Annotated in this window: 20 protein-coding genes and 1 tRNA gene; 8 read left to right on the forward strand and 13 right to left on the reverse strand. The window is 70.5% G+C overall.

The genetic code is table 11. From position 1 onward, the window contains the following. Positions 1-86 precede the first annotated feature (86 nt). From ACFZBU_RS21880 to ACFZBU_RS21905, 6 genes are all read right to left on the reverse strand, one after another. Positions 87-1,610: a Rieske 2Fe-2S domain-containing protein gene (locus ACFZBU_RS21880; RefSeq protein ID WP_391585300.1), complete on the reverse strand. Its 1,524-nt coding sequence runs from the start codon at positions 1,608-1,610 to the stop codon at positions 87-89. Then, the gene (locus tag ACFZBU_RS21885) at positions 1,607-2,743 is read right to left on the reverse strand and encodes a DegT/DnrJ/EryC1/StrS family aminotransferase (RefSeq protein ID WP_391585301.1); all 1,137 of its coding nucleotides are present in this window, start codon (positions 2,741-2,743) and stop codon (positions 1,607-1,609) included. The genes ACFZBU_RS21880 and ACFZBU_RS21885 overlap by 4 nt, the downstream gene beginning before the upstream one ends. Further along, positions 2,733-3,443, reverse strand: coding sequence for an acetyltransferase (locus ACFZBU_RS21890; protein WP_391585302.1), 711 nt, complete (start codon positions 3,441-3,443; stop codon positions 2,733-2,735). The genes ACFZBU_RS21885 and ACFZBU_RS21890 overlap by 11 nt, the downstream gene beginning before the upstream one ends. Further along, positions 3,443-4,606: a DegT/DnrJ/EryC1/StrS family aminotransferase gene (locus ACFZBU_RS21895; protein ID WP_391585303.1), complete on the reverse strand. Its 1,164-nt coding sequence runs from the start codon at positions 4,604-4,606 to the stop codon at positions 3,443-3,445. The genes ACFZBU_RS21890 and ACFZBU_RS21895 overlap by 1 nt, the downstream gene beginning before the upstream one ends. Before the next feature lie 97 nt (positions 4,607-4,703). Then, positions 4,704-5,669, reverse strand: a complete 966-nt coding sequence (locus ACFZBU_RS21900; protein WP_391585304.1) for an NAD-dependent epimerase/dehydratase family protein — start codon at positions 5,667-5,669, stop codon at positions 4,704-4,706. Then, on the reverse strand, positions 5,669-6,727 hold the full coding sequence (locus ACFZBU_RS21905) for a Gfo/Idh/MocA family protein (RefSeq protein ID WP_391585305.1): 1,059 nt from the start codon (positions 6,725-6,727) through the stop codon (positions 5,669-5,671). The genes ACFZBU_RS21900 and ACFZBU_RS21905 overlap by 1 nt, the downstream gene beginning before the upstream one ends. A gap of 334 nt (positions 6,728-7,061) precedes the next feature. On the opposite strand from ACFZBU_RS21905, the gene ACFZBU_RS21910 reads away from it, so the two are divergent. Together ACFZBU_RS21910 and ACFZBU_RS21915 are read left to right on the forward strand one after the other, a co-directional pair. Next, positions 7,062-7,532 carry a YwqJ-related putative deaminase gene (locus ACFZBU_RS21910; RefSeq protein WP_391585306.1) on the forward strand — a complete coding sequence of 157 codons (471 nt, stop codon included), beginning with the start codon at positions 7,062-7,064 and terminating at the stop codon, positions 7,530-7,532. A gap of 1 nt (position 7,533) precedes the next feature. Continuing rightward, the gene (locus ACFZBU_RS21915; protein ID WP_391585307.1) at positions 7,534-8,016 is read left to right on the forward strand and encodes an SUKH-3 domain-containing protein; all 483 of its coding nucleotides are present in this window, start codon (positions 7,534-7,536) and stop codon (positions 8,014-8,016) included. Between the two features lie 72 nt (positions 8,017-8,088). On the opposite strand, the gene pth is transcribed toward ACFZBU_RS21915, so the two are convergent. The 5 genes from pth to ACFZBU_RS21940 form a co-directional block, all read right to left on the reverse strand. After that, a complete protein-coding gene (gene pth, locus ACFZBU_RS21920; protein WP_391585308.1) occupies positions 8,089-8,685 on the reverse strand; it encodes an aminoacyl-tRNA hydrolase in 597 nt (198 codons plus the stop codon). A gap of 43 nt (positions 8,686-8,728) precedes the next feature. After that, a complete protein-coding gene (locus tag ACFZBU_RS21925) occupies positions 8,729-9,307 on the reverse strand; it encodes a 50S ribosomal protein L25/general stress protein Ctc (RefSeq protein ID WP_126637514.1) in 579 nt (192 codons plus the stop codon). Positions 9,308-9,719: 412 nt separating this feature from the next. Then, a complete protein-coding gene (locus ACFZBU_RS21930; protein WP_391585309.1) occupies positions 9,720-10,697 on the reverse strand; it encodes a ribose-phosphate diphosphokinase in 978 nt (325 codons plus the stop codon). Continuing rightward, entirely contained in the window at positions 10,694-12,232 is a 1,539-nt protein-coding gene (glmU, locus tag ACFZBU_RS21935; RefSeq protein ID WP_391585310.1) for a bifunctional UDP-N-acetylglucosamine diphosphorylase/glucosamine-1-phosphate N-acetyltransferase GlmU, read from the reverse strand. The genes ACFZBU_RS21930 and glmU overlap by 4 nt, the downstream gene beginning before the upstream one ends. A 172-nt stretch (positions 12,233-12,404) precedes the next feature. Continuing rightward, a tRNA-Gln gene (locus ACFZBU_RS21940) sits at positions 12,405-12,477 on the reverse strand. 344 nt (positions 12,478-12,821) lie between these two features. On the opposite strand from ACFZBU_RS21940, the gene ACFZBU_RS21945 reads away from it, so the two are divergent. The 3 genes from ACFZBU_RS21945 (at position 12,822) to ACFZBU_RS21955 (ending at position 15,990) form a co-directional block, all read left to right on the forward strand. Beyond that, positions 12,822-13,787 carry an acyl-CoA desaturase gene (locus ACFZBU_RS21945; RefSeq protein ID WP_391585311.1) on the forward strand — a complete coding sequence of 322 codons (966 nt, stop codon included), beginning with the start codon at positions 12,822-12,824 and terminating at the stop codon, positions 13,785-13,787. A gap of 58 nt (positions 13,788-13,845) precedes the next feature. Beyond that, entirely contained in the window at positions 13,846-14,448 is a 603-nt protein-coding gene (locus ACFZBU_RS21950) for a TetR family transcriptional regulator (protein ID WP_391585312.1), read from the forward strand. Positions 14,449-14,568: 120 nt separating this feature from the next. Beyond that, a complete protein-coding gene (locus ACFZBU_RS21955) occupies positions 14,569-15,990 on the forward strand; it encodes an ATP-binding protein (protein ID WP_391585313.1) in 1,422 nt (473 codons plus the stop codon). Between the two features lie 54 nt (positions 15,991-16,044). Here ACFZBU_RS21955 and rocD read toward each other — a convergent pair whose 3' ends face one another. Continuing rightward, positions 16,045-17,313, reverse strand: a complete 1,269-nt coding sequence (rocD, locus tag ACFZBU_RS21960; RefSeq protein WP_391585314.1) for an ornithine--oxo-acid transaminase — start codon at positions 17,311-17,313, stop codon at positions 16,045-16,047. A 179-nt stretch (positions 17,314-17,492) separates the two neighbouring features. Continuing rightward, on the reverse strand, positions 17,493-18,449 hold the full coding sequence (locus ACFZBU_RS21965; RefSeq protein WP_391585315.1) for a dimethylarginine dimethylaminohydrolase family protein: 957 nt from the start codon (positions 18,447-18,449) through the stop codon (positions 17,493-17,495). A 334-nt stretch (positions 18,450-18,783) separates the two neighbouring features. On the opposite strand from ACFZBU_RS21965, the gene trpS reads away from it, so the two are divergent. Genes trpS through ACFZBU_RS21980 form a run of 3 tightly spaced genes read left to right on the forward strand, consistent with a single transcriptional unit; the run spans position 18,784 to position 21,448 of the window. Further along, entirely contained in the window at positions 18,784-19,812 is a 1,029-nt protein-coding gene (trpS, locus tag ACFZBU_RS21970) for a tryptophan--tRNA ligase (RefSeq protein WP_391585316.1), read from the forward strand. A 10-nt stretch (positions 19,813-19,822) separates the two neighbouring features. Then, positions 19,823-20,365, forward strand: coding sequence for a 2'-5' RNA ligase family protein (locus ACFZBU_RS21975; RefSeq protein WP_391585317.1), 543 nt, complete (start codon positions 19,823-19,825; stop codon positions 20,363-20,365). Between the two features lie 42 nt (positions 20,366-20,407). Next, positions 20,408-21,448, forward strand: a complete 1,041-nt coding sequence (locus ACFZBU_RS21980) for a YihY/virulence factor BrkB family protein (RefSeq protein ID WP_391585318.1) — start codon at positions 20,408-20,410, stop codon at positions 21,446-21,448. Positions 21,449-21,480 lie beyond the last annotated feature (32 nt).

Genomic DNA, 21,480 nt, shown 5'->3' on the forward strand with positions numbered 1-21,480 from the left:
GAGCAGGGCGGCCGTCGATCCGGAGCAGGACGTTATGTCAACCGCCGTACGCTCGAACGCATGTCCCGAGCGATCGGCGGCGATCGTCACCGATCCGGGACGTCGTCGGCGATCGGCTCGACCCGCAGCGGCACGGTCCCGCCCGCCACGCACTCGCCGGTGTCCAGGCGCCACTTCCAGTGATGGCGCGGACACTCCAGCACGCCGTCCGCGATGTCCGCGTGCGACAGGTCCTCGCCGGCATGCGGACAGAACCGCTGCATCCGCACCCCGCACCGCTCGATCGACTCGCCGTGCGCGGCCGATTCGCGCTCGCGGACCATCTGCATGGTCTGCGCCGGGTGCTCGCCGTAGCGCAGCAGGCTCATCAGGGTCAGGTCGAACACGTCCGGATCACGGGCCAGGCCCAGGCGCATGGACAGCAGCGCCTCCTCCCACCCCACCGCACCGTCCACGATCGCGCGCAACACCCGCTGCGGAACCTCGATCGTGTAGGCGGGGTCGACCGGCTCCTCCTCGAACACGATGTCGCCCGCGATCCGGCCCAGCCGCACCGACCAGGAAGACCCGTCCGAGGTCAATCGCACATCCTTGCGCCAGTCGCCCAGGAAGCGCTTGTTCCAGCTCTGCAACCGGGCCAGATAGGCGTCCAGTTCGGCCGGCCCGACCGGCTCGAACGCCGGCTCGGCATAGGCCCGCCACTCGGCCTCGCGGCGGTCCCGATAGGCGCTCAGGTAGGCCTCGGTGCGCCAGTGCGCCACCGGGCCGGTCGGCGCGCCGAGGTCGTCGCCCGGTGCCGCCTCGATCACCCGCACCTGCGGACAGGCCGCCGCGAAGTCGTCGGCGAACGCGTCCCACAGCGGGAAGATCGTCTCGTCCCGGTCGTTGTACCGGGCGAGTTCGGGATCCAGGAACACCGGCGGGCCGGCCGACGGCAGGTAGGCGCGCGCACCGGTCAGGCGAACCTTGCGCACCAGTGTGTCGAACAGGTCCGAGCGCACCTCGGCGGTCTTCTTGCGCTGGGTCTCCTCCGGATACGCGTACGCGTTCGGGTACCACATCGCACCGGAGAACTGTGCGGACAACAGGTCGACGTCGCCCGGGAGTTCGCCGAGCGGGGTGTTGCAGTCGTTGAGGTCCAGGAAGCGGTAGCCGTCCAGGTCGACGAGCAGGCCGCTGTCCTCCTTGTGGCTGGTGTCCAGCAGCATGGTCAGGGTCAGTCCCGGCGCGGGCGTGAACGACTCGCGATGGCCGAGCACGACCTGCTCGTGGAAACCCAGCGCACTCATCCGCCCGACCAGGGACTTGGACCGGTACCGGGGCAACACCACGGTGATGCCGCGGTCGAGTCGCTCCAGCACCCGCTCGTCGAAGTGGTCCTCGTGCAGGTGCGAGAGATAGAGCAGGTCGTATCCGCCGGCGAGCACCTCGGGCAACAACGCGCGATTGTCCGGGAACGGGAACCACGCGCCGAGGAAGGCGGGGTGGAACCACGGGTCGATCAGCAGCGAGACGCCCGCGTGGGCGACCACGAAACCGGCGTGGCCGAGATGGCGGATCGTGCCGGGCGCGGGCAGGCACGCCGGTCCGTCGTCGGGCCCGGGCCTCACAGCCGGCTCAGCGCTCCCGCGAGCACCTCCACGACGCGCTCCTGCTGCGACACGGTCAGCTGCGGGTACAGCGGCAGCGTCAGGATCTGCTCGGCGGCCCGCTCGGCGACCGGGAAGTCACCACGTGCGTAACCCAGTTCGGCGAAGGCGGGTTGCAGGTGCACCGGCACGGGATAGTGCACACCGGCACCCACGCCCGCCTCGTTCAGCAGCGCGAGCACCTTGTCCCGCTCGGGCACCCGAACCGCGTACAGGTGCCATACGTGCTCGTTGCCCGGCGCGGTGCCCGGCACCCGCACGCCCTCGACCCCGGCGAGCAGCGCGTCGTAGCGGGCCGCCGCCGCCCGCCGCCGCACGTTCCAGTCGGCGAGTCGGCGCAGCTTGGCGCGCAGCACCACGGCCTGGATGGTGTCCAGGCGCGAGTTGAAGCCCAGGCGCGTGTGCACGTACTTGCGCGACGACCCGTGGTCGCGCATCTCGCGCACCGCGGCCGCGTATGCCTCGTTGCCGGTCACCACCGCGCCGCCGTCGCCGTAGGCGCCCAGGTTCTTGCCCGGGTAGAAGCTGGTCGCCGCGATGGAGTCGGGCCCCCACCCGCCGGGTGCGGTGCCGTCCTGGGTCGCGCCCTGGCACTGCGCGGCATCCTCGACCAGGAACACGCCGCGGGCCTGCGCCAACGCCCGCAACGCGCCCATCGGCGCCAGTTGGCCGTTCAGGTGTACCGGGACCACGGCGTGGGCCTCGACCGGGCCGCCGAGCGCCTCGGCGGCCCGCTGCGGATCCAGCAGCAGGAACTCGTCGTCCACGTCCGCGAACACCGGCCGGGCGCCCGCCCGGACCGCCGCCTCCGCGGTCGCCACGAACGTGTTCGCGGGCATCACCACGCCCGCTCCCGCGCCCACCTCCAGCACCCGCAGCGCCAGTTCCACGGCGTCCGTGCCGTTGGCCACCCCGACGCAGTGCGCGACGCCGGTGAACTCGGCGTACTCGGCCTCGAAGCCCGCGACGTCCGGGCCGCCCACGAACGCGCAGGTGGCCAGCACCCGGGCGATGCCGGCCTCGACCTCGCCGGCCACCTCGGCGTGCGCGGCGGCCAGGTCCACCAACGGAATCCGGTCCCGGTCAGCACTCATTCGCATCTCCCCCTCGTGAAATCCCCACGGCGGCGGGGGTCGGCGCCGACCGCAGTCGGCGGGCCGGCACCCCCGCCCACACCTCGGCCGGCGGCACGTCCCGCGTCACGACCGAGCCCATCCCCACCAGCGACCGGGCACCGATGGTGCGGCGCTCGCGCACCAGCGCACCGGCTCCCAGGTACGCCTCCCGGCCCACCGTCACCGCGCCCGCCAACCGCACTCCCGCGGCCAGCGTGGCGAAATCGCCCACGTCGTCGTCGTGGGTCAGCACCACGTGCGGCATGGTGTGCGCGTGGGCGCCCACCCGGACCGAGGTGGTCAGCACCGTCTGTGCCATCAGCACCGCGCCCGGCCCGACCTCGCACGTCCGCGGAACCACCGCACTCACGTGCACGAGCGTGGCCCAGCGCGAGTCCGGCAGGCCCAGCCGGGCCACCACCCGCGAGCGACTCCACCAGTTCGTCGGACTCCCGACGCACACCACCACCAGCGCATCCGACCACGTGTGCACCGCGTCGGCACCGCCGAGCACCGGGAAGCCGTCCACCTCGGTGTCCAGGCGGGCCGGATCGTCGTCCAGGAAGCCGAGCAGCCGCCACCCCGAACTCCCGCGCGGGGCACGAAAGTCCGGGATCGCCGCGGCGACCTCGCGGGCGAACCCGCCGGCGCCGACCAACAGCAGATCGCGAAAGGACACTAGACCGCCGCCCGGACGCCGGCCGCCGCCCGCACCGCGGCGACCACCCGGTCCTGCTCGTCCTCGGTCAGGTCGTGGAACAGCGGCAGGATCAGCGAGTCCCGGGTCAACCGCTCGGTGGCGGGCAGCGGTACGTGTTCGACGTCCGCGTAGGCCGGTTCCAGATGCGCGGCCATGATCCCGCGCCGCGCCGAGATGCCGGCCCGGGCCAGTTCCCCGAGCAGGTCGTCGCGCGAGACGGGGAAGTCCTCGGGCAGCAGCACCCAGAACGCCTGATAGTTGGTCAGCCCGTACGCCGGATCGGCCGCCGTCTCCAGCCCGGCCACCCCGGCGAGCACCTCTCGGTAGCGGGAGGCCAGTTCCCGGCGCCGGGCGACCATCGCGGGCAGTCGGCCCAGTTGCACCAGGCCGATCGCCGCCTGGATGTCGGTCATCCGGTAGTTGAAGCCGAGTTCGTCGTAACTCTCCACCACCGGCGCCCCGCCCGCGCGGTCCGCGGCGTCCCGGTCGGCCGCGCTGACGCTCATCCCGTGCTCGCGCAACCGACGCAACCGCGGTGCCGCGCTCTCGCGCGCGAGCGTGAGCATGCCGCCCTCGCCGGTGGTCAGCAGCTTGCGCGGATGGAAGGAGAACGTCGCGGACATCGCGCCGGCGCCCACCGGTCGCCCCTTGTAGGTCGAGCCCGCCGCGCATGCCGCGTCCTCCACCACCACGATGCCGCGGGCGTCCACCAGCGCCCGTACCCCGTCCAGATCGGCCGGAATGCCGCCCTGATCGACCAGGATCACCGCGCGCGTCGCGGCGGTGAGCACCGGTTCGATCGTCTCCGGAGTCAGGTTCCCGGTGGCGAGTTCGACATCGGCGAACACCGGGCGCGCACCCACGTAGCGCACCGCGTTGGCGGTGGCCACGAAGGACAGCGAGGGCACCACGACCTCGTCGCCCGGCCCCACCCCCGCGTTGATCAGCGCCAGGTGCAGCGCGGTGGTGCACGAGGACACCGCGATCGCCGCGGGCACCTCGACGTACTCCGCGAACGCCCGCTCGAAGGCGGCCACCCGAGGTCCCTGGGCCACCCACCCGGAGCGCACCGCCTCCGCCGCGGCGGCGGCCTCCTCCTCGCCCATCCAGGGCCGCATCACCGGAATTCGTTCCATGCTCATCGTGCCTTCCCCCAGCCCGGTCGCCCGCCCATGCCCGTCCCAGCCGCGTCCGCCCCGCACCCGGTGCCCACCGAACCCCCTCGGTGCCCCGATCGGATCAGACCGCGTCCCGCCACCACGCCACCAGTCGGCGCAGTCCCTCGTCGATGTCCACCTCCGCGGTGAAGCCCAACTCCCGTGCGGCCTTGGTGGTATCGGCCAGCCGCCGGGTCACCCCGCCGGTCGATCGGGCCGGGCCGTACTCGATGCCCAGCCCCTCCGCACCCATCACCGCCAACAGTCGCTCGGCCAGTCCGCGCAGCGAAGTCTCGCTCCCGGACGCGATGTTGAACACCTCACCGGCGGCATCGGCCTGCGCGGCAAGGAGGTTGGCGCGGGCGATGTCCTCGGTGTACACGAAGTCCATGGTCTGCAGGCCGTCGCCGAAGATCAACGGGGGTTCCCCCTTGCCGATCCGCTCCATCCAGCGGATCAGCACCTCGGTGTACAGGCCGTGCACGTCCATGCGCGGGCCGTAGACGTTGAAGTAGCGCAGCGCCACGTAGTCGAGGCCGTACATCGTCCGGAAGCTGCGCAGCAGGCCCTCGTTGAACAGCTTGGCCGCGCCGTAGAGCGTGTCGTTGTCGTACGGGTGGTGCAGCTCGGTGGTCGGGAACTCCTCGGCGAGCCCGTAGACCGACGCCGAGGAGGAGGTGACCACCTTGCGCACGTCGGCGGCGACCGCCGCCTCCATGACGTCGTAGGTGCCGTCCACGAGCACCTCCAGCGCGAGCCGGGGTTCCTCCACGCATTGCGTGATCCGGATCGCGGCGAGGTGGAACAGCACGTCGGTGCCGGGCATCAGCCGGGCCAGCAGCGGCCGGTCGCGGATGTCGCCGTCGACCAGCTCGAACCGCTCGTCGGTCAGCGCTCCGGCCAGGTTGCCCCGGTGCCCTCGGGTCAGGTTGTCCAGCACGACCACCTGCGCGGCCCCGGCGGCGAGCAGCCGGTCGACGATCGTGGACCCGATGGTCCCCGCGCCGCCGGTGACCACGCAACGCGAACCGGCGATTTCGACAGCCATCAGAGTTCTCCCAGCGCGACGGTGACGCCGCCCAGTTCCAGGCTGCGCGAGGCCGCCTCCAGTAGTTCCAGGACCCGCAGACCGGCGCGACCGTCGGTCAGCGCCGGCCGGGACGTGCCGATCGCGTCGGCGAATTCGGCCATCACCGCGCGCAGCGCCTCCCGCTCGGGCAGCGCGGGCGAGACCACGTCGCCCACCCGGTAGGAGATCAGCTTCTCCCGCCGGGCCTCCCGGCTGAGCGCGGCGTCCTCGGCGAGGTCGATGCCCTTGTCGTGCACCTGGAGTCGGGCCGCGGGATTGGTGTCGTCCCACACCAGGGTGCGTCGGGAGCCGCCGATGATGGTGGTGCGCACCTTGGTCGGCGAGAGCCAGTTCACGTGCACGTGTGCGATCGCCTCGTTGCTCAGCCGCACCACCAGGTAGGCCAGGCAGGCCCGGCCGGTGCCGAGCGGGTCCGCGCCGTGGGCCGCCACCGAAACCGGGCGCACCCCCGGCGGCAGGATGAAGTCCAGGATGGACAGATCGTGCGGTGCGAGGTCCCACACCACGTCCACGTCCGGCTGGACCAGACCCAGATTGATCCGCACCGAGTCGAAGAAACGGATGTCGCCCAGTTCGCCGCTGTGGATCAGATCGCGGATGTGTCGGACCACCGGCATGTAGCAGAACGTGTGATCGCACATCAGCGTCAGCCCGTTGCGCTCGGCCAGTTCGACCAGTTTGACCGCGTCCGAGTGATCGGCCGTGATCGGCTTCTCGACCAGGACGTGCTTGCCCGCCTCCAGCGCCGCCGCGACCAGCCCGAAGTGCGTCGCGGCCGGCGTCGCGATCGCCACCGCGTGCACCGCGGGGTCGGCCAGCACTTCCTGATACGACGTGCTCACCCGGACCGTGCTGTAATCCCCCAGGACCGCACGGGCCCGTGCCTCGTCCAGATCACACAGCCACTCCACCCGCAGAGCCGGTGTGGCCTGCGCGTTGCGCACCAGATTGGGCCCCCAATAGCCGGCCCCTATGACGGCGAGCCCGATGGCTCGCCCAGACCCGGAATTCGACATGACGGAACGTCAACTCCCCTGCAACCCCCCGGCCGCGCGGGCCCAGCCGCCGCACGGCACCCCCACCCGAACGAAGCTAGCGCCCGATCCGCTCCGCCGCGGGTCAACCGGGAAATCCGCGGGTCGGACCGAACTGCAAAGATCTTTCCGGGAGTCCCGGTTACACGGGTCGCCGATACGTTTGGCACGCTGTTGCACGCACAGTCACCGATCCGGGCGCCGGCATGATCGATCCGTCGACACAAGCCGCCTCGGCCGAAGCAGCACATGAACGAGAAGGGAACGCCACGTGGCCGCGGGTACTCCGACGACGACACTGGCGAAGGAACGTACGGTGGAAGTTGATCCGGAGCTCGAACCGGTGGATCCCGACCCGCGCGAGCGGGTCGCCCCGGGGGGCACCCGGGAGAGCATCCTGCCGGCCGTGGCGGCGGCGCTGTTCGTCGGCAAGCGCATCCGCACCCGGGCCGGCGCCAAGGGCGACACCGTGCCGACGGCGCATCCGCTGGTCCGGGACTTCCTGATGGCCCTCCCGGTCGAGGCACGCGAGCGCTGGCGGGGCCGCTGTCCCGAGGTCGAGCTGGTGTCCGAGCATCTCTTCGAGGCCGAGGCGGCGCGCACCAAGCGGGCGGCCCGGCGACCGTTCACCGTGCAGGAGGCACGACGCTCGCTCAAGGGGGCCAAGCTGACCCTGCGCCGGATCCGCGAGGACGGCGACCCACGACACGACACGTATCAACCGCCGTGCCGGTCCTGCGCACCGATGCTCGAACACTTCGGCGTCACGTCGACGGAAAGCGGCTGACGTGTCCCGCTTCTCCACCGACGTGGTGCACGAACTCAAGCGGGCCGGCTGGACGGTGGGTCGGCGCCGGCTGACCCAGGCCGAGACGTGGGCCCGGCAGATCAGCGACCACGAGTCGCCCGACGGGCACCGGCACAGCGTGTTCCCGGCGGCGCTGGTGGCCTGGGCCGAATTCGGCACGCTGCACTTCGCCATCGGCGGCGCGGGCAAGGACGTACTCCGCCGCCCGTTCACCATCGACCCCACCCGCGGGCTGCACCTGCCGCGCACGCTCACCGACGTGGGTCGCGCGCTGGGCACCCCGCTGGCCCCGCTGGGCGACGAGGACGACGGCAGCAGCTACCTGGCGATCGATCCGAGCGGTCGGGTGTTCGGCCTGGACCACACCGGCGAATGGTTCATCGGCTCGTCGATGGACTCCGCGATCAGCACGCTGGTCCTGGGGCTGGCGCCGGTGCGCATCCGCGACGACGGCCGCTGGTAGCCGCCCGGACACGGCCGAGGGCGGGTCCCCGTGGGGCCCGCCCTCGCTCGTCCGTCACGCGACCCGCCACGGTCAGGTGTTGAACTCGTTCTGCGCCCGCTCCAGGCCCTCGCGGACCAGTGCCTCGCACGCGTCGGCCGCTCGGTCCACCTCGAACGCGAGTTCCTTGCGCTCGGTCGCGGAGAAGTCCTTGAGCACGAACGCCGCGACGTCCATCCGCCCGGGCGGGCGGCCGATGCCGAACCGCACCCGCAGGTAGTCGGGTCCGAGCGACTTGGTGATCGACTTCAGGCCGTTGTGCCCGTTGTCGCCGCCACCGCGCTTGAGCCGCAGCACGCCGAAGTCGACGTCCAACTCGTCGTGGACCGCGATGATGTTCGCGACCGGGATCTTGTAGAAGTCACGCAGCGCGGTCACCGGACCGCCGGACAGGTTCATGAACGACATCGGCTTGGCCAGCACCACCCGGTGCGGGCCGATCCGGGTCTCCACCACCTGGGCGCGCGACTTGTGCGCCTTGAACCTCGACCGATCCCGCTCGGCGAGCAGATCGACGACCATGAACCCGACGTTGTGGCGATTCCCGGCGTACTCGGGCCCGGGATTGCCGAGGCCCACGACCAACCACGGACTGTTCTCCGTGCCGGCGTGGGCCTGCGACTCACTCATGATGTTGTCGTCCCCGCGTTCGTCCTACGACAACGAGACCGGATCAGGCCTCGTCGGCCGCGGTCTCCTCGGCGGTCGGCTCCGGAGCCGACGGGGTGAGGATGTGCAGGATGACCGCTTCGGGGTCGCCCGCGAGCGCGGTGCCCTTCGGCAGCTTGATGTCCTTGGCGTGCACCGAGGCGCCCGGCTCCAGGCCGGTCACGTCGATCTCGATGGTGCCGGGAAGCGCGGTGGCGTCGGCCTCGACGGGAAGCGCCGGCACGACGGTCTCGAGCAGACCGCCCGGGGCGATCTCGCCGACCGTGCTGACCGGAACCTCGACCGTGACCGTCTCGCCCTTCTGGACGATCAGGAGGTCGACGTGCTCCAGGTGACGCTTGATCGGGTGGCGCTGTACATCCTTGGGCAGGGCCAGCTGCGCCTTGCCGTCGATGTCCAGCGAGAACAGGACGTTGGGGGTCTTGAGCGCGAGCATGAGCTCGTGGCCCGGAAGCGCAAGGTGGAGCGGAGCGGAGCCGTGACCGTAGAGGACGGCCGGCACCTTACCCGCGCGACGGGCGCGACGGGCGGCACCCTTGCCGAACTCGGAACGCGGCTCGGCGACGATACGGACCTCGGACACGACGGGTACTCCTCGAACGACGCGGTGGCGGATGGCGGGGGCGGGGTCCCCATGGTGCGGATCGACTGCGGACGGTGATGGCCGGAGTCGGTTCGTAGGTGCCCGAGTGGCACCGGGTCCCCTGCAAAAGCCTTGGAGGAGTACACGACACACAACTACCGCGTCGATCACGGAGCAAGTAGCGCGCATCCCTCGCCGGGCAACCCCGTTAGCCTACCCGCTCTTCTCGGTCACCCCGAAATCGGGTCGCGGCGAACGCCACTCGAACGAGTGACAGCGCGCCCCCCATTCGACGCAAGATACCTCGAAAAGCAGATGGGCACACGTACGCCGCCCGGCCGAACGACCGGGCGGCGTACGTGAGTTACGGCTCGACGGCCCAAAGGGGGCCGCCGTCGACGGTGCCGTGGGGTCAGCTGTGGCCGTCGAACAGGCTCGTGACCGAACCGTCCTCGAAGACCTCGCGGATCGCACGACCCACCATCGGGGCGATCGACAGGATGGTCAGCTTGTCGAACTGACGCTCCTCCTCGATCGGCAGCGAGTTGGTCACGATGACCTCGCTGATCCGCGAGTTCTTCAGCCGGTCCACGGCCGGACCGGACAGCACCGCGTGGGTGGCGGCCACGATCACGTCGGCGGCGCCGTTGTCGTACAGCGCGTCGGCGGCGGCGCAGATCGTGCCACCCGTGTCGATCATGTCGTCGACCAGCACACACGTGCGGCCGGTGACGTCACCGACCACCTCGTGCACGGTGACCTCGTTGGCGATGTTGGGGTCGCGACGCTTGTGGATGATCGCCAGCGGCGCGCCGAGGCGGTCCGTCCACTGGTCGGCCACCCGGACCCGGCCGGCGTCCGGGGAGACCACGGTGAGCCGCTCGCGGTCCACCCGCTTGCCGACGTGGTCGGCCAGCAGCGGCAGCGCGAACAGGTGGTCCACCGGGCCGTCGAAGAAGCCCTGGATCTGCGACGTGTGCAGGTCCACGGCCATCAGCCGGTCGGCACCCGCGGTCTTGAACAGGTCCGCCATCAGGCGGGCCGAGATCGGCTCGCGACCGCGGTGCTTCTTGTCCTGACGGGCGTAGCCGTAGAACGGCACGATGACCGTGATGCGCTTGGCGGAGGCCCGCTTGAGCGCGTCGATCATGATCAGCTGTTCCATGATCCACGTGTTGATCGGAGCCGTGTGGCTCTGGATCACGAACGCGTCGGCACCTCGTACGGAATCCTCGAAACGTACGTAGATCTCCCCGTTGGCGAACTCGAAGGCCTTGGTGGGAACGAGATCCGCACCGAGCTCCGAGGCCACCTCCTTCGCAAGTTCGGGGTGGGCCCTGCCCGTGAAGAGCATGAGCTTGCGCTCAGGCGTCACCTTGATCCCGCTCACAGCACCGTCTCCTTGCCATTCGCCTCGGCAGAACCGTCGTTCGGCCCGGCCGTTGTGTGCACGTCGCCCGCGTCCCCCTGCGTGGCCGCGAGCGCGCGTTCGGCGGCCTGCGCCGAGGCCGTACCCGCGCGTTTGCGTGCAACCCACCCGTCGATGTTGCGCTGGCGCCCCCGCGCCACCGCCATCGCACCGGGCGGGACATCTTCTGTGATCACCGATCCGGCGGCCGTGTAGGCACCGTCGCCGATCTCGATCGGGGCGACCAGCATGGTGTCGCTGCCCACCCGCACGTGGTCCCCGACCACCGTGTGGTGCTTGTTCACGCCGTCGTAGTTCACGAAGATCGTGGCCGCACCGATATTGGTGCCCACCCCGATGGTCGCATCTCCGACATACGACAGATGCGGCACCTTGGATCCGGGGCCCACCACGGCGTTCTTCATCTCCACGAAGCCGCCGACCTTGGCCCCCTGCGCGAGCCGGGTGCCCGGTCGCAGGTAGGTGTACGGACCCACGGTCGCCTCGGGGCCGATCTCGGCGCCGTCGCTCGTGGCGTTGTACACGTGGGCCCGCTCGCCGACGACGGTGTCGCGCAGCGTGCAGTTGGGGCCCACCACGGCCTCGGCGGCGATGGCGGTCGCGCCGTGCAGCTGGGTGTTGGGGTGGAGTACGGCATCCGGTTCGAACGTGACGTCCACGTCGATCCAGGTGGTCGCGGGGTCGACCACGGTGACCCCGGCACGCATCGCGGCTTCGAGCAGGCGGTCGTTGAACACCCGCCGTGCCTCGGCGAGCTGCACCCGGTCGTTGACGCCCAGGATCTCCCGGTGGTCCACGGCCGCGGCGGCGCCCACCCGGTGCCCGGCCTCGCGCAGCACGTGCAGCGTGTCGGTGAGGTATTCCTCACCCTGGCTGTTGTGCGGGGTGATCTGGCCGAGCGCCTCGCGCAGCAGCTTGCCGTCGAACGCGTACACGCCGGAGTTGATCTCGGCGATCGCGCGCTGGGCGGCGGAGGCGTCCTTGTGCTCGACGATCGCGGTGACGGCGCCGCGCCCGTCGGGGGTGTTCTCCCGGACGATCCGGCCGTAGCCGGCCGGGTCGGGCACGACCGCGGAGAGCACGGTGACGGCGTTGCCCTCGCTCTCGTGGGTCGCGACCAGTGCGGCCAGGCTGTCCGCGGTCAACAGCGGGGTGTCCCCGCACGTGACCAGGACCACGCCGTCCGGCTCCCGGTTGCTCTCGGCGAGCCCGTCCAGGGCGACGCGCACGGCGTGACCGGTGCCGTTCTGCTGTTCCTGGACGACCACCCGGGCGGCCGGGTCCAACGCGGACAGGTAGCTCGCGACCTTGTCGCGGCCGTGGCCGACGACGACGATCAGGTCTTCGGGATCCAGCCGTCGAGCGGCCTCGACCACGTGCCCGACCATGGCCCGACCGGCCAGGGCGTGCAACACCTTCGGAGTGGTCTTGGAACGCATGCGGGTGCCTTCACCCGCAGCAAGTACGACGACGGCAGCCGGGCGGATGGGGCTCACAGAGCAAGGCTCCTCGGCATCGCTGGCGGGGGATGCCCGACGACTCCGAAGGCCGACCTCGGAGAAACGAAATGACGGCACGACGAAGCCGAGCCGAACAAACCGGGCCCTATGAGGATAGCGCCGTCGGGAGAAGGCTCCACGCGCCGCTGCGGCCGGCACTGCCGAGAGGCTCCGCTACCAGGATTTGAACCTGGACCATGGGGACCAAAACCCCGTGTGCTGCCGAGTTACACCATAGCGGAATGAATCGGGCATTCCGCTTGGCAGGCGGGCTCATCCCGTTTTCACGGCACCCACTATGCCGGCCCCTCGGCGCTTCGTGCGCGAATAACCCCCCGTAGACCCGACGGAACATCGCGGAAGACCGCGGCGCGACGGGCCCGACAAGCCGCTCCGGCGCCCCACGCATGCCTGCGGCCGGGCCGGGAAGCCGTTCGACACAAGGGTTTTGCCATTCGCGCGGCGGAAAAATCGGAGGTCGGGCAGACACCTCACTTTCCGCTCATGACCTGCCATACTGGCGGAACTTACGGCTCCGTAGGTTACGTCGCCGTAGCATCGCCGCCCCCGACCTGAGGGAATCCCTATGACCCCTTCCCCCGGCACCAGCGTGCTCGAAGAACGGAAGTCCGCCACCGACTCCGCCCAGCGCGGCACGCTCGGCGGCGAGCGCAAGCACTTCGCCGAGCAGGTCGCCTTGGCGCTCTTCATCGGCATCCCGTTCCTCGCGCTGGTGGCAGCGGTGCCGGTGGCCTGGGGGTGGGGCCTGTCCTGGCACGACGTGGTGATCGCGGTCGTGATGTACGCCATCACCGGCCACGGGATCACCATCGGATTCCATCGCTACTTCACCCACGGATCGTTCAAGGCCAAGCGCCCGGTCCGGATCGCCCTGGCGATCGCGGGCAACATGGCCGTGCAGGGGCCGCTGGTGCGGTGGGTCGCCGACCACCGCAAGCACCACAGGTTCTCCGACAAGGAGGGCGACCCGCACTCGCCGTGGCGTTACGGCACCGGCGTGGGCGCGCTGGCCAAGGGCCTGTGGTGGGCGCACATGGGGTGGCTGTTCGACGTGGAGCAGACCTCGCAGGAGAAGTACGCGCCCGACCTGCTCAAGGACCGCGACATGATCCGGGTCTCCCGCCAGTTCCCGCTGTGGGTCGCGGTCTCGCTGGCCGCTCCCGCGCTGGTCGGCGGCCTGTGGGCGTGGTCGTGGCAGGGCGCGCTGACCGCGTTCTTCTGGGCCGGCCTGGTCCGGGTCGGGCTGCTGCACCACGTGACCTGGTCGATCAACTCGATCTGCCACGCGGTCGGCGACCATCCGTTCAAGTCCCGCGACCGTTCGGGCAACGTGTGGTGGCTCGCGATCCCCTCGATGGGCGAGTCCTGGCACAACCTGCACCACGCGGATCAGACCAGCGCACGGCACGGCGTACTGCGTGGCCAGCTCGACAGCAGCGCCCGGGCGATCCGCTGGATGGAGAAGCTCGGCTGGGTCTGGGACGTACGTTGGCCGGACCGGGAACGGGTCGCGGCTCGCCGCGCGGCATGATGGGCCAGTGACCGAGAGCAGCAGGCGGAGTGCACCGCGCGGCGGCGGTCGTGTGCGCATGACCGGGAAAGAGCGTCGCGAGCAGTTGATCGACATCGGTCGAACACTGTTCGCGGAGCGTGGCTACGACGCGACGAGCGTCGAGGAGATCGCCCACAAGGCGGGCGTCTCGAAGCCGGTGGTCTACGAACACTTCGGGGGCAAGGAAGGTCTGTACGCCGTCGTCGTGGACCGCGAGACCAGCGCATTGTTGGACATGGTGACCGGCGCCCTGACCGGCGGGCACCCGAGGGAGCTCCTCGAACAGGCCGCCTTCGCCCTCCTGGACTACATCGACCAGAACACCGACGGCTTCCGGATCCTGGTCCGGGACTCGCCGGTGGCCCAATCCACCGGCACCTTCGCGTCGCTGATCAGCGACATCGCCTCCCAGGTCGAGGACGTTCTCGGGCTGGAGTTCAAGTCGCGCGGCTACGACCCGAAGCTCGCCCCGATGTACGCCCAGATGCTGGTCGGCATGGTCGCCCTCACCGGCCAGTGGTGGCTGGACGTACGCCGCCCGAAGAAGGCCGACGTCGCGGCGCACCTGGTCAACCTGGCCTGGAACGGCCTGTCCGGCATCGAACCCAAACCGAGGCTGGTGGGCCGCCGAAGCTCGTGAACGCCGTGCCTTCGCACACACGCCGATGAGAGCTAGGGCGACGGATACTATCGCCGGCGATAGTATCCGGGGAGCTACTACCGGCTCGCCGGTACATCGCCCAGCCCACTTGGACTGCTCGTGCCTCGTTTCATCGGCCGGAAACGGGAACTGCACACCTTGCGGAACACGCTCGACGAGGTGCGGTCCGCCGTCGGCGCGGCGCGGCCCGGGCAGTGTGTGCTCATGCGGGGCAGGCGCCGCGTGGGCAAGTCCACGTTGGTCGAGGAGTTTCTTCGGCAGGCGGCCGTCCCGTACCTGTTCTTCACCGCCGGCGGCGGCTCGGCCGAGGACGAGTTGGCCGAGCTGCTCGACGCGATGAAGCAATCCACCCTGCCCGACCACTCGGTCTTCGCCGAGGAAGCCCCGACCCAGTGGAACGCGGCCTTTCGGCTGCTGGCCGAGATCCTGCCCGACGACACCCCGAGCGTCGTGGTGATCGACGAGGTCCCGTACCTGATGGAACGCGTCGACGCCTTCGAGGGCATGCTGCAACGCGCCTGGGACCGATTGCTCTCCCGCAAGCCCGTCCTGCTGCTGCTGGTCGGAAGCGACCCGTCGATGATGCGGGCCCTCGACAGTCACGAGCGGCCCTTCCACCAGCGCGGGCGTGAGATGGTCGTGGGTCCGCTGAACCCGGCCGACCTCGGCGACATGCTGGACCTGGCACCCGCCGAAGCCTTCGACGCCGCGCTGATCACCGGCGGGTTGCCGCTGATCTGCCGGGAGTGGCGCCCCGGAGCGTCGATGTGGGAATTCCTGGAGACGGCGTTGGAGAACCCGATCTCCGCACTCCTGGTCTCGGCCGAACGCTCGCTCGCGGCGGAGTTCCCAGCACAGGCGATGGGCCGAGAGGTACTGCGCGCGATCGGTACCGGCGAGCGCACCTTCAGCAACATCGCGCGAGCCGCCGGTGGGATAGCGCACAGCACTCTCACCCGAGCAGCCGACTTGCTGATCGACAAACAGGTCGTGGCAACCGAACTGCCACTCTCGCTGCGCCCCTCCAAGGAGCGCCGCTATCGGGTGGCCGATCCCTACCTGCGCTTCTGGCTGGCCTTCCTCGATCCCCACATGGCGGAGATCGAGCGCATGCGCGGCGACCTCACCTTGACCCGAATCGGAAGCGGGTGGACCGGCTGGCGAGGGCGCGCCGTCGAGCCGTTGGTCCGCGAGTCCCTGGCCCGGATCCTGCCCGCCGGCGGCCTGCCCGCCGCGCCCGCCGTCGGTGGCTACTGGACTCGGAGCAACGACGTCGAGATCGACCTGGTCGGAGCCGACCGGCAGCCCGTGGCCGAGCGGTTGTTGTTCCTCGGCTCGATCAAGTGGCTCGAAGCCTCCCCGTTCGACGCCCACGACCTGGCCGCGCTGCACAAACACCGGGCGATGCTCACGGAGGACCCGATTCCATTGGTCGCGGTCTCGCGGAGCGGTGTCGATTCTCCCGGTCTGCAAGCCGCGTTCGGGCCGGCGGATCTGTTGGAGGCATGGCGAGCCGGGTGACGCGCGGGGGAACGGCCGCTGAGGTGGGGTGCGGCGGCCGTTCCCGTCCGGGGGTTACGCCAGGACGGCGCGCAGTCGGTCCAGGGACCAGTCCAGGTCGTCCTTGGAGATGACCAGGGGCGGGGCGATGCGGATCGTCTGACCGTGGGTGTCCTTGACCAGGACGCCGCGGTCCATCAGGGCCTGGGAGACCTCGCGGGCGGTGCCGTGCGCCGGATCGATGTCGACGCCGGCCCACAGGCCGCGACCGCGGACGGCGGTCACCGAGTGGCCGACCAGGGTGGCGAGTTCGCGGTGCAGGTGGTCGCCGAGGTCGGCGGAGCGCTGCTGGAACTCGCCGGAGCGCAGGATCTCCAGCACCTCCAGGCCCACTGCGCACGCCAGCGGATTCCCGCCGAAGGTCGAGCCGTGCTCGCCGGGCGCGAAGACACCGAGCACCGCGCGCGAGGACACCACGGCCGAGATCGGCAGGATGCCACCGCCGAGCGCCTTGCCCAGGATGTACATGTCCGGCACCACGCCCTCGTGCTCGCACGCGAAGGTGCGGCCGGTGCGCCCGAGCCCGGACTGGATCTCGTCGGCGACGAACAGGACGTTGCGCTCCGCGGTGACCCGGCGCACCTCGGCCAGGTAGCCGGGCGGCGGGACCAGCACGCCGGCCTCGCCCTGGATCGGCTCGATCAACACCGCCACCGTGTCGTCGGTGATCGCCGCGCGCAGCGCCGCCGCGTCGCCGTAGGGCACCACGTCGAAGCCCGGGGTGTACGGGCCGAAGTGCCGACGCGCCTCCTCGTCGGTGGAGAAGCTCACGATCGTGGTGGTGCGGCCGTGGAAGTTGCCGGCGGCGACCACGATCCTCGCCTGCCCGTCCGGCACACCCTTGACCTCGTAGCCCCACTTGCGCGCCGTCTTGACCGCGGTCTCCACCGCCTCCGCGCCGGTGTTCATCACCAGCACCATCTCCATGCCGGCCAGCTGCGCGAGCTGCTCGCAGAACGGCGCGAAGCGGTCGTTGTGGAAAGCGCGGCTGGTCAGCGTGACTCGGTCCAGCTGACGCTTGGCCGCGTCGATCAGGCGCGCGTTGCCGTGCCCGAAGTTGAGTGCGGAATACCCGGCCAGCATGTCCAGGTAGCGCCGGCCCTCGACATCGGTCATCCACGCACCGTGCGCCTCGGCCACCACGATCGGCAGCGGGTGGTAGTTGTGCGCGCTGACGTCCTCGGCCAGCTCGATCAGTCGGGTGCTCTCGGCTCCCGGGCCGGCGGTGCGGCCGACACCGGACGTGTGCTCGGAGGAGGGGACGGGCGAGTGCTGCGTGCTCATGACGTCCTTTCGCAACGGTGGAATTCGATACGCGGTGTGGATCGGTGGGGACGGCTACGAAGGCGGGTGGCGTTACGACGGCGGATGACGGTACGAAAAGAGGAAAGCGCACAACGGCGGCAAGAAGGATGAAACTCACCCGAGTGCGCACAGACGGGATACCCCGCGAAGACGTGCGATCAACGATCGGCGCGCAGTTCCAGTACGCAACTGCGCACGCTCGCGCCGTGGGCCGCAAATGCCGACATGTCCAATTCGATCGTACGGAACCCCCGGCCCGCGAGCCGGGCCGCAAGCGCGGGTGTCGCATCGCCCAGCAGCACGCTGCGTCCGTCGGAGACCGCGTCCAGGCCGAGCGCGAGCGCGTCCGCCTCGTCGACCTCGATCCGCTCCGGGAAGATCCTGGCCAGCCGGCGCTGCGCCCGCGGCGTGAACGCCCCGGGGTAGTAGGCCGCGGTGTGCTCGCCGAGCACGGTCAGCGCCGAGCCGAGCCGGCCGAAGCGCGGGTCGGCGAGTTCGAGCGGGAGCACCGGCAGGCCGAAGAACGCCTCCGCCTCGGCATGCGCGGCCGGCTCGGTCAGCGGTCCGGCCGCGGCCAGCAGTCGCGGTCCGGCCGGGATCAGGTCGCTCTCGCCCTCGTGCGCGAACACCGGTTCCAGGCTCGTCCGGAAGCCGTGCCGGTCGAACCACTCCAGGTAGACCGGGGTCTCGGCGGAGCGATCCGCCGCACGAGGCCGCGCGCCCAGCACCCGTCCACCCACCACGGTCGCGGCCCGCGCGGCGAACACCATGCCGGGCAGCCCCGGTCGCCCGGACACCAGGCTCACCCGATGCCCCAGCGCGATCAGTGTCCCGCGCAGCCGCTCCCACTGACCCATCGCGGCGCTCGTCCGCGCCGGGAAGCCGGTCTCCGCCGACAGCCCCCGCACATCCGGCCGGGCCGGCGAACGGTCGGTCGCGGGCGCGTCCAGGAACACCGGCGGGCACATCACGTAGTGCCGTGCCTCGGCCGCCCGCGGTGCGACGAACCCTCGGCGCCGCTGTCGAGGCGCCCGCGGCCGCTCGACTCCGGGCGATATGCGCTCCGACCGCAGCGCGGCGCGGCCCGATCGACCGCAGCACGAGGTGAGGCGCACGCGATATCCCCTTCTCGCGGACGGCGGCAGCGCACGGGCGCACGGGATTTCCGCGAACCCACACCGATCTGCCGTGCCGTTGGTGTAGCCGTGCATGGCGGCAGGCCGGGGCCGGATGCGGTCGTCACCGTGGATATGCGGTCGACGACCCTGTGTATCGGCCCTGCACAGCCTAGGTTGCGTTCGAAGGGGCGGTAAAGCCGCCTGCGTTGTGCACTGCCGCACGATCGTTGCGTCTTCCCCGGGGCGCCCACGCGCTTTGTTGTGCGCCCGGCGCGGGGGTCGCGTGGCTCCCCTGACCGGATCCGCCCCACACGCCTGAGAGAATGGCGTCATGGCATCGACGCGTCCCCGTGTTCTGTCCGGAATCCAGCCCACCGCGGATTCGTTCCACCTGGGCAACTACCTGGGTGCGATCCGCCAGTGGGTGCCGCTCCAGGACAGCCACGATGCCTTCTACTGTGTGGTCGACCTGCACGCGATCACGGTTCCGCAGGATCCGAAGGAACTGCGCACCCGCACCCGGACGTCCGCCGCGCAGCTGCTCGCGGCCGGCCTCGACCCCGAACGCTGCACCCTGTTCGTGCAGAGCCACGTGCCCGAGCACGCGCAGCTCGCCTGGATCATGAACTGCGTGACCGGCTTCGGCGAGGCCGCGCGGATGACCCAGTTCAAGGACAAGTCGGCGAAGCAGGGCAGCGACCGCACCACGGTCGGCCTGTTCACCTACCCGGTGCTCCAGGTCGCGGACATCCTGCTCTACCAGGCGGACGCGGTGCCGGTCGGCGAGGACCAGCGCCAGCACCTGGAGCTGACCCGCGACATCGCGCAGCGCTTCAACTCCACCTTCGGTGAGACCTACGTCGTCCCCAAGCCGTTCATCGTCAAGGAGACGGCCAAAATCGTCGACCTCCAGGACCCGACGATCAAGATGAGCAAGTCGGCCTCGGCGCCCAAGGGCATCGTCAATCTGCTCGACGACCCCAAGGTCAGCGCGAAGAAGATCCGCAGCGCGGTCACCGACACCGGCACCGAGGTGCGCTTCGACGAGACCGGGAAGCCGGGCGTGTCCAACCTGCTCACCATCCACTCGGCGCTGTCCGGCACCTCGATCGCCGCGTTGGAGGAGCGATTCGCGGGCAGGGGCTACGGCGATCTGAAGAAGGAGGTGGCCGAGGTGCTCGTCGAATTCGTGGAGCCCTTCCAGGACCGCGTGCGCACCTACCTGGACGACCCGGACGAGCTGGACAGGGTGCTCGCCCGGGGCGCGGAGAAGGCCCGCGCGGTGGCGTCCGAGACGCTGGCCAAGACGTACGACCGTGTCGGCTTCCTGCCCCCGGTGACCGGCCGGACGGGAGTCTGAGGCGCAGCACATGGCGAAGCGCACCATCGGGGTGTCGATTGCGATCCCAGAGCCCTACGGCAGTGAGCTCCAGGCTCGTCGCGCCGGGTTCGGGGATCCGCTCGCGAACGCCATCCCGACCCACGTGACCCTCCTGCCACCCACCGAGGTGGCCGACGAGGCGATGGCCGAGGTCGAGGAACATCTACGCGCGGTCGCCGCCGGCGAGGCGCCGTTCGACATACACCTGCGCAGCACCGGCACCTTCCGGCCGACCTCGCCGGTGGTGTTCGTCCAGGTCGCGCGCGGCATCCCGGAGTGTGAGCGGATCGAGGCCGCGGTGCGATCCGGGCCGCTGGAGCGCGAGTTGCACTTCCCGTACCACCCGCATGTGACCGTCGCGCACCACCTGCCGGACCATATGCTCGACCTCGCGTTCGCCGAACTCGTGGACTACGACGCGGTCTTCCCGATCTGGGGCTTCAGTCTGTACGAGCACGGCGCCGACGGAGTGTGGCGTCCGCAACGTGACTTCGCGTTCGGCCAGTCGTTGCCGGGCCCCCTGCCCGTGTGACGCCGTCGTGGCCACACCGAAGGTCGCAGAGTGGAGTCGCGTGTGGGCCGGACCTCGGAGGGGCAGCAGTCAGCCGTGGCGATCAAGGAACGACTGGCGAGGATCCCGGTCATCGGCCCGACGTGGCGGGCGTATTCGCGGTACGGCGACCGACAGGGCAATCGGCTTGCCGCGGCGGTGACCTACTACGGCTTCCTGTCGATGTTCCCGCTGATCACGCTCGCGGCGGCGGTGGTGGCCGCGGCTTTGGACGCGTCCCAGGTCCAACGCATGCAGAACAAGATCTCCGAACAGATCCCCGGCATCGCGGACAAGCTCGACCTGGACGCACTGGTGCGCAACGCGGGCGCGGTCGGCGCGATCGGCGGCGTGCTGCTGCTGATGTCCGGGACCGGATGGGTGGACGCGACCCGCTCGTCCATCCGGGCGATCTGGGACGTGGAGGAGGAGCCGGGCAATGTGGTCGTGCGCAAGATCGCCGACGTGGGTGTGCTGATCGGTCTCGGCCTCGCCCTCATGTTGTCGGTGGGCGCGTCCGCGTTCGCGACCATCGTGATCCGCGAGATCTCCGACTCGATCGGGCTCGAACACCAGCCGGTCGGCCGGATCCTGCTCCAGATCGCCGCGTTCGCGGTCGCGGTCGGCGCGAGCGTGGTGCTGTTCCTCTACCTGCTGGTCGGCCTGCCTCGGCTGACCATGCACCGCGCGGTCGCGGTCAAGGGCGCGCTGATCGGCGCGGTCGGCTTCGAGGTGCTCAAGCTGTTGGTGTCCGGATACATCGCGGGCGTCGCGGGGAAGAGCGCGTACGGCGCATTCGGCGTGCCGGTCGCACTGCTCCTGTGGATCTACTTCGTGATCCGACTGCTGCTGTTCTGCGCGTCGTGGACGGCCAACGCGCAAGAGGCGGCGGAGGCCGAGGAGAACGCCGACGCGGCGGCGGAGAAGGCGGCGGCCGAACCACCGCTGGACCTGTCCCGCTACCCCGCGAAACGCTCCCACCCGGCCCGCACCTACGGCCTGGCCATCGCCGGCACCGCCACCCTGGGCATCCTTCTGGAACGCTTCACCCGAAACCGCCCCTGAGCCCGACCCTCGAGGCCACCCTTCAGCCTCAC

Source organism: Embleya sp. NPDC008237, assembly GCF_042956465.1.
Classification (GTDB): Bacteria; Actinomycetota; Actinomycetes; order Streptomycetales; family Streptomycetaceae; genus Embleya.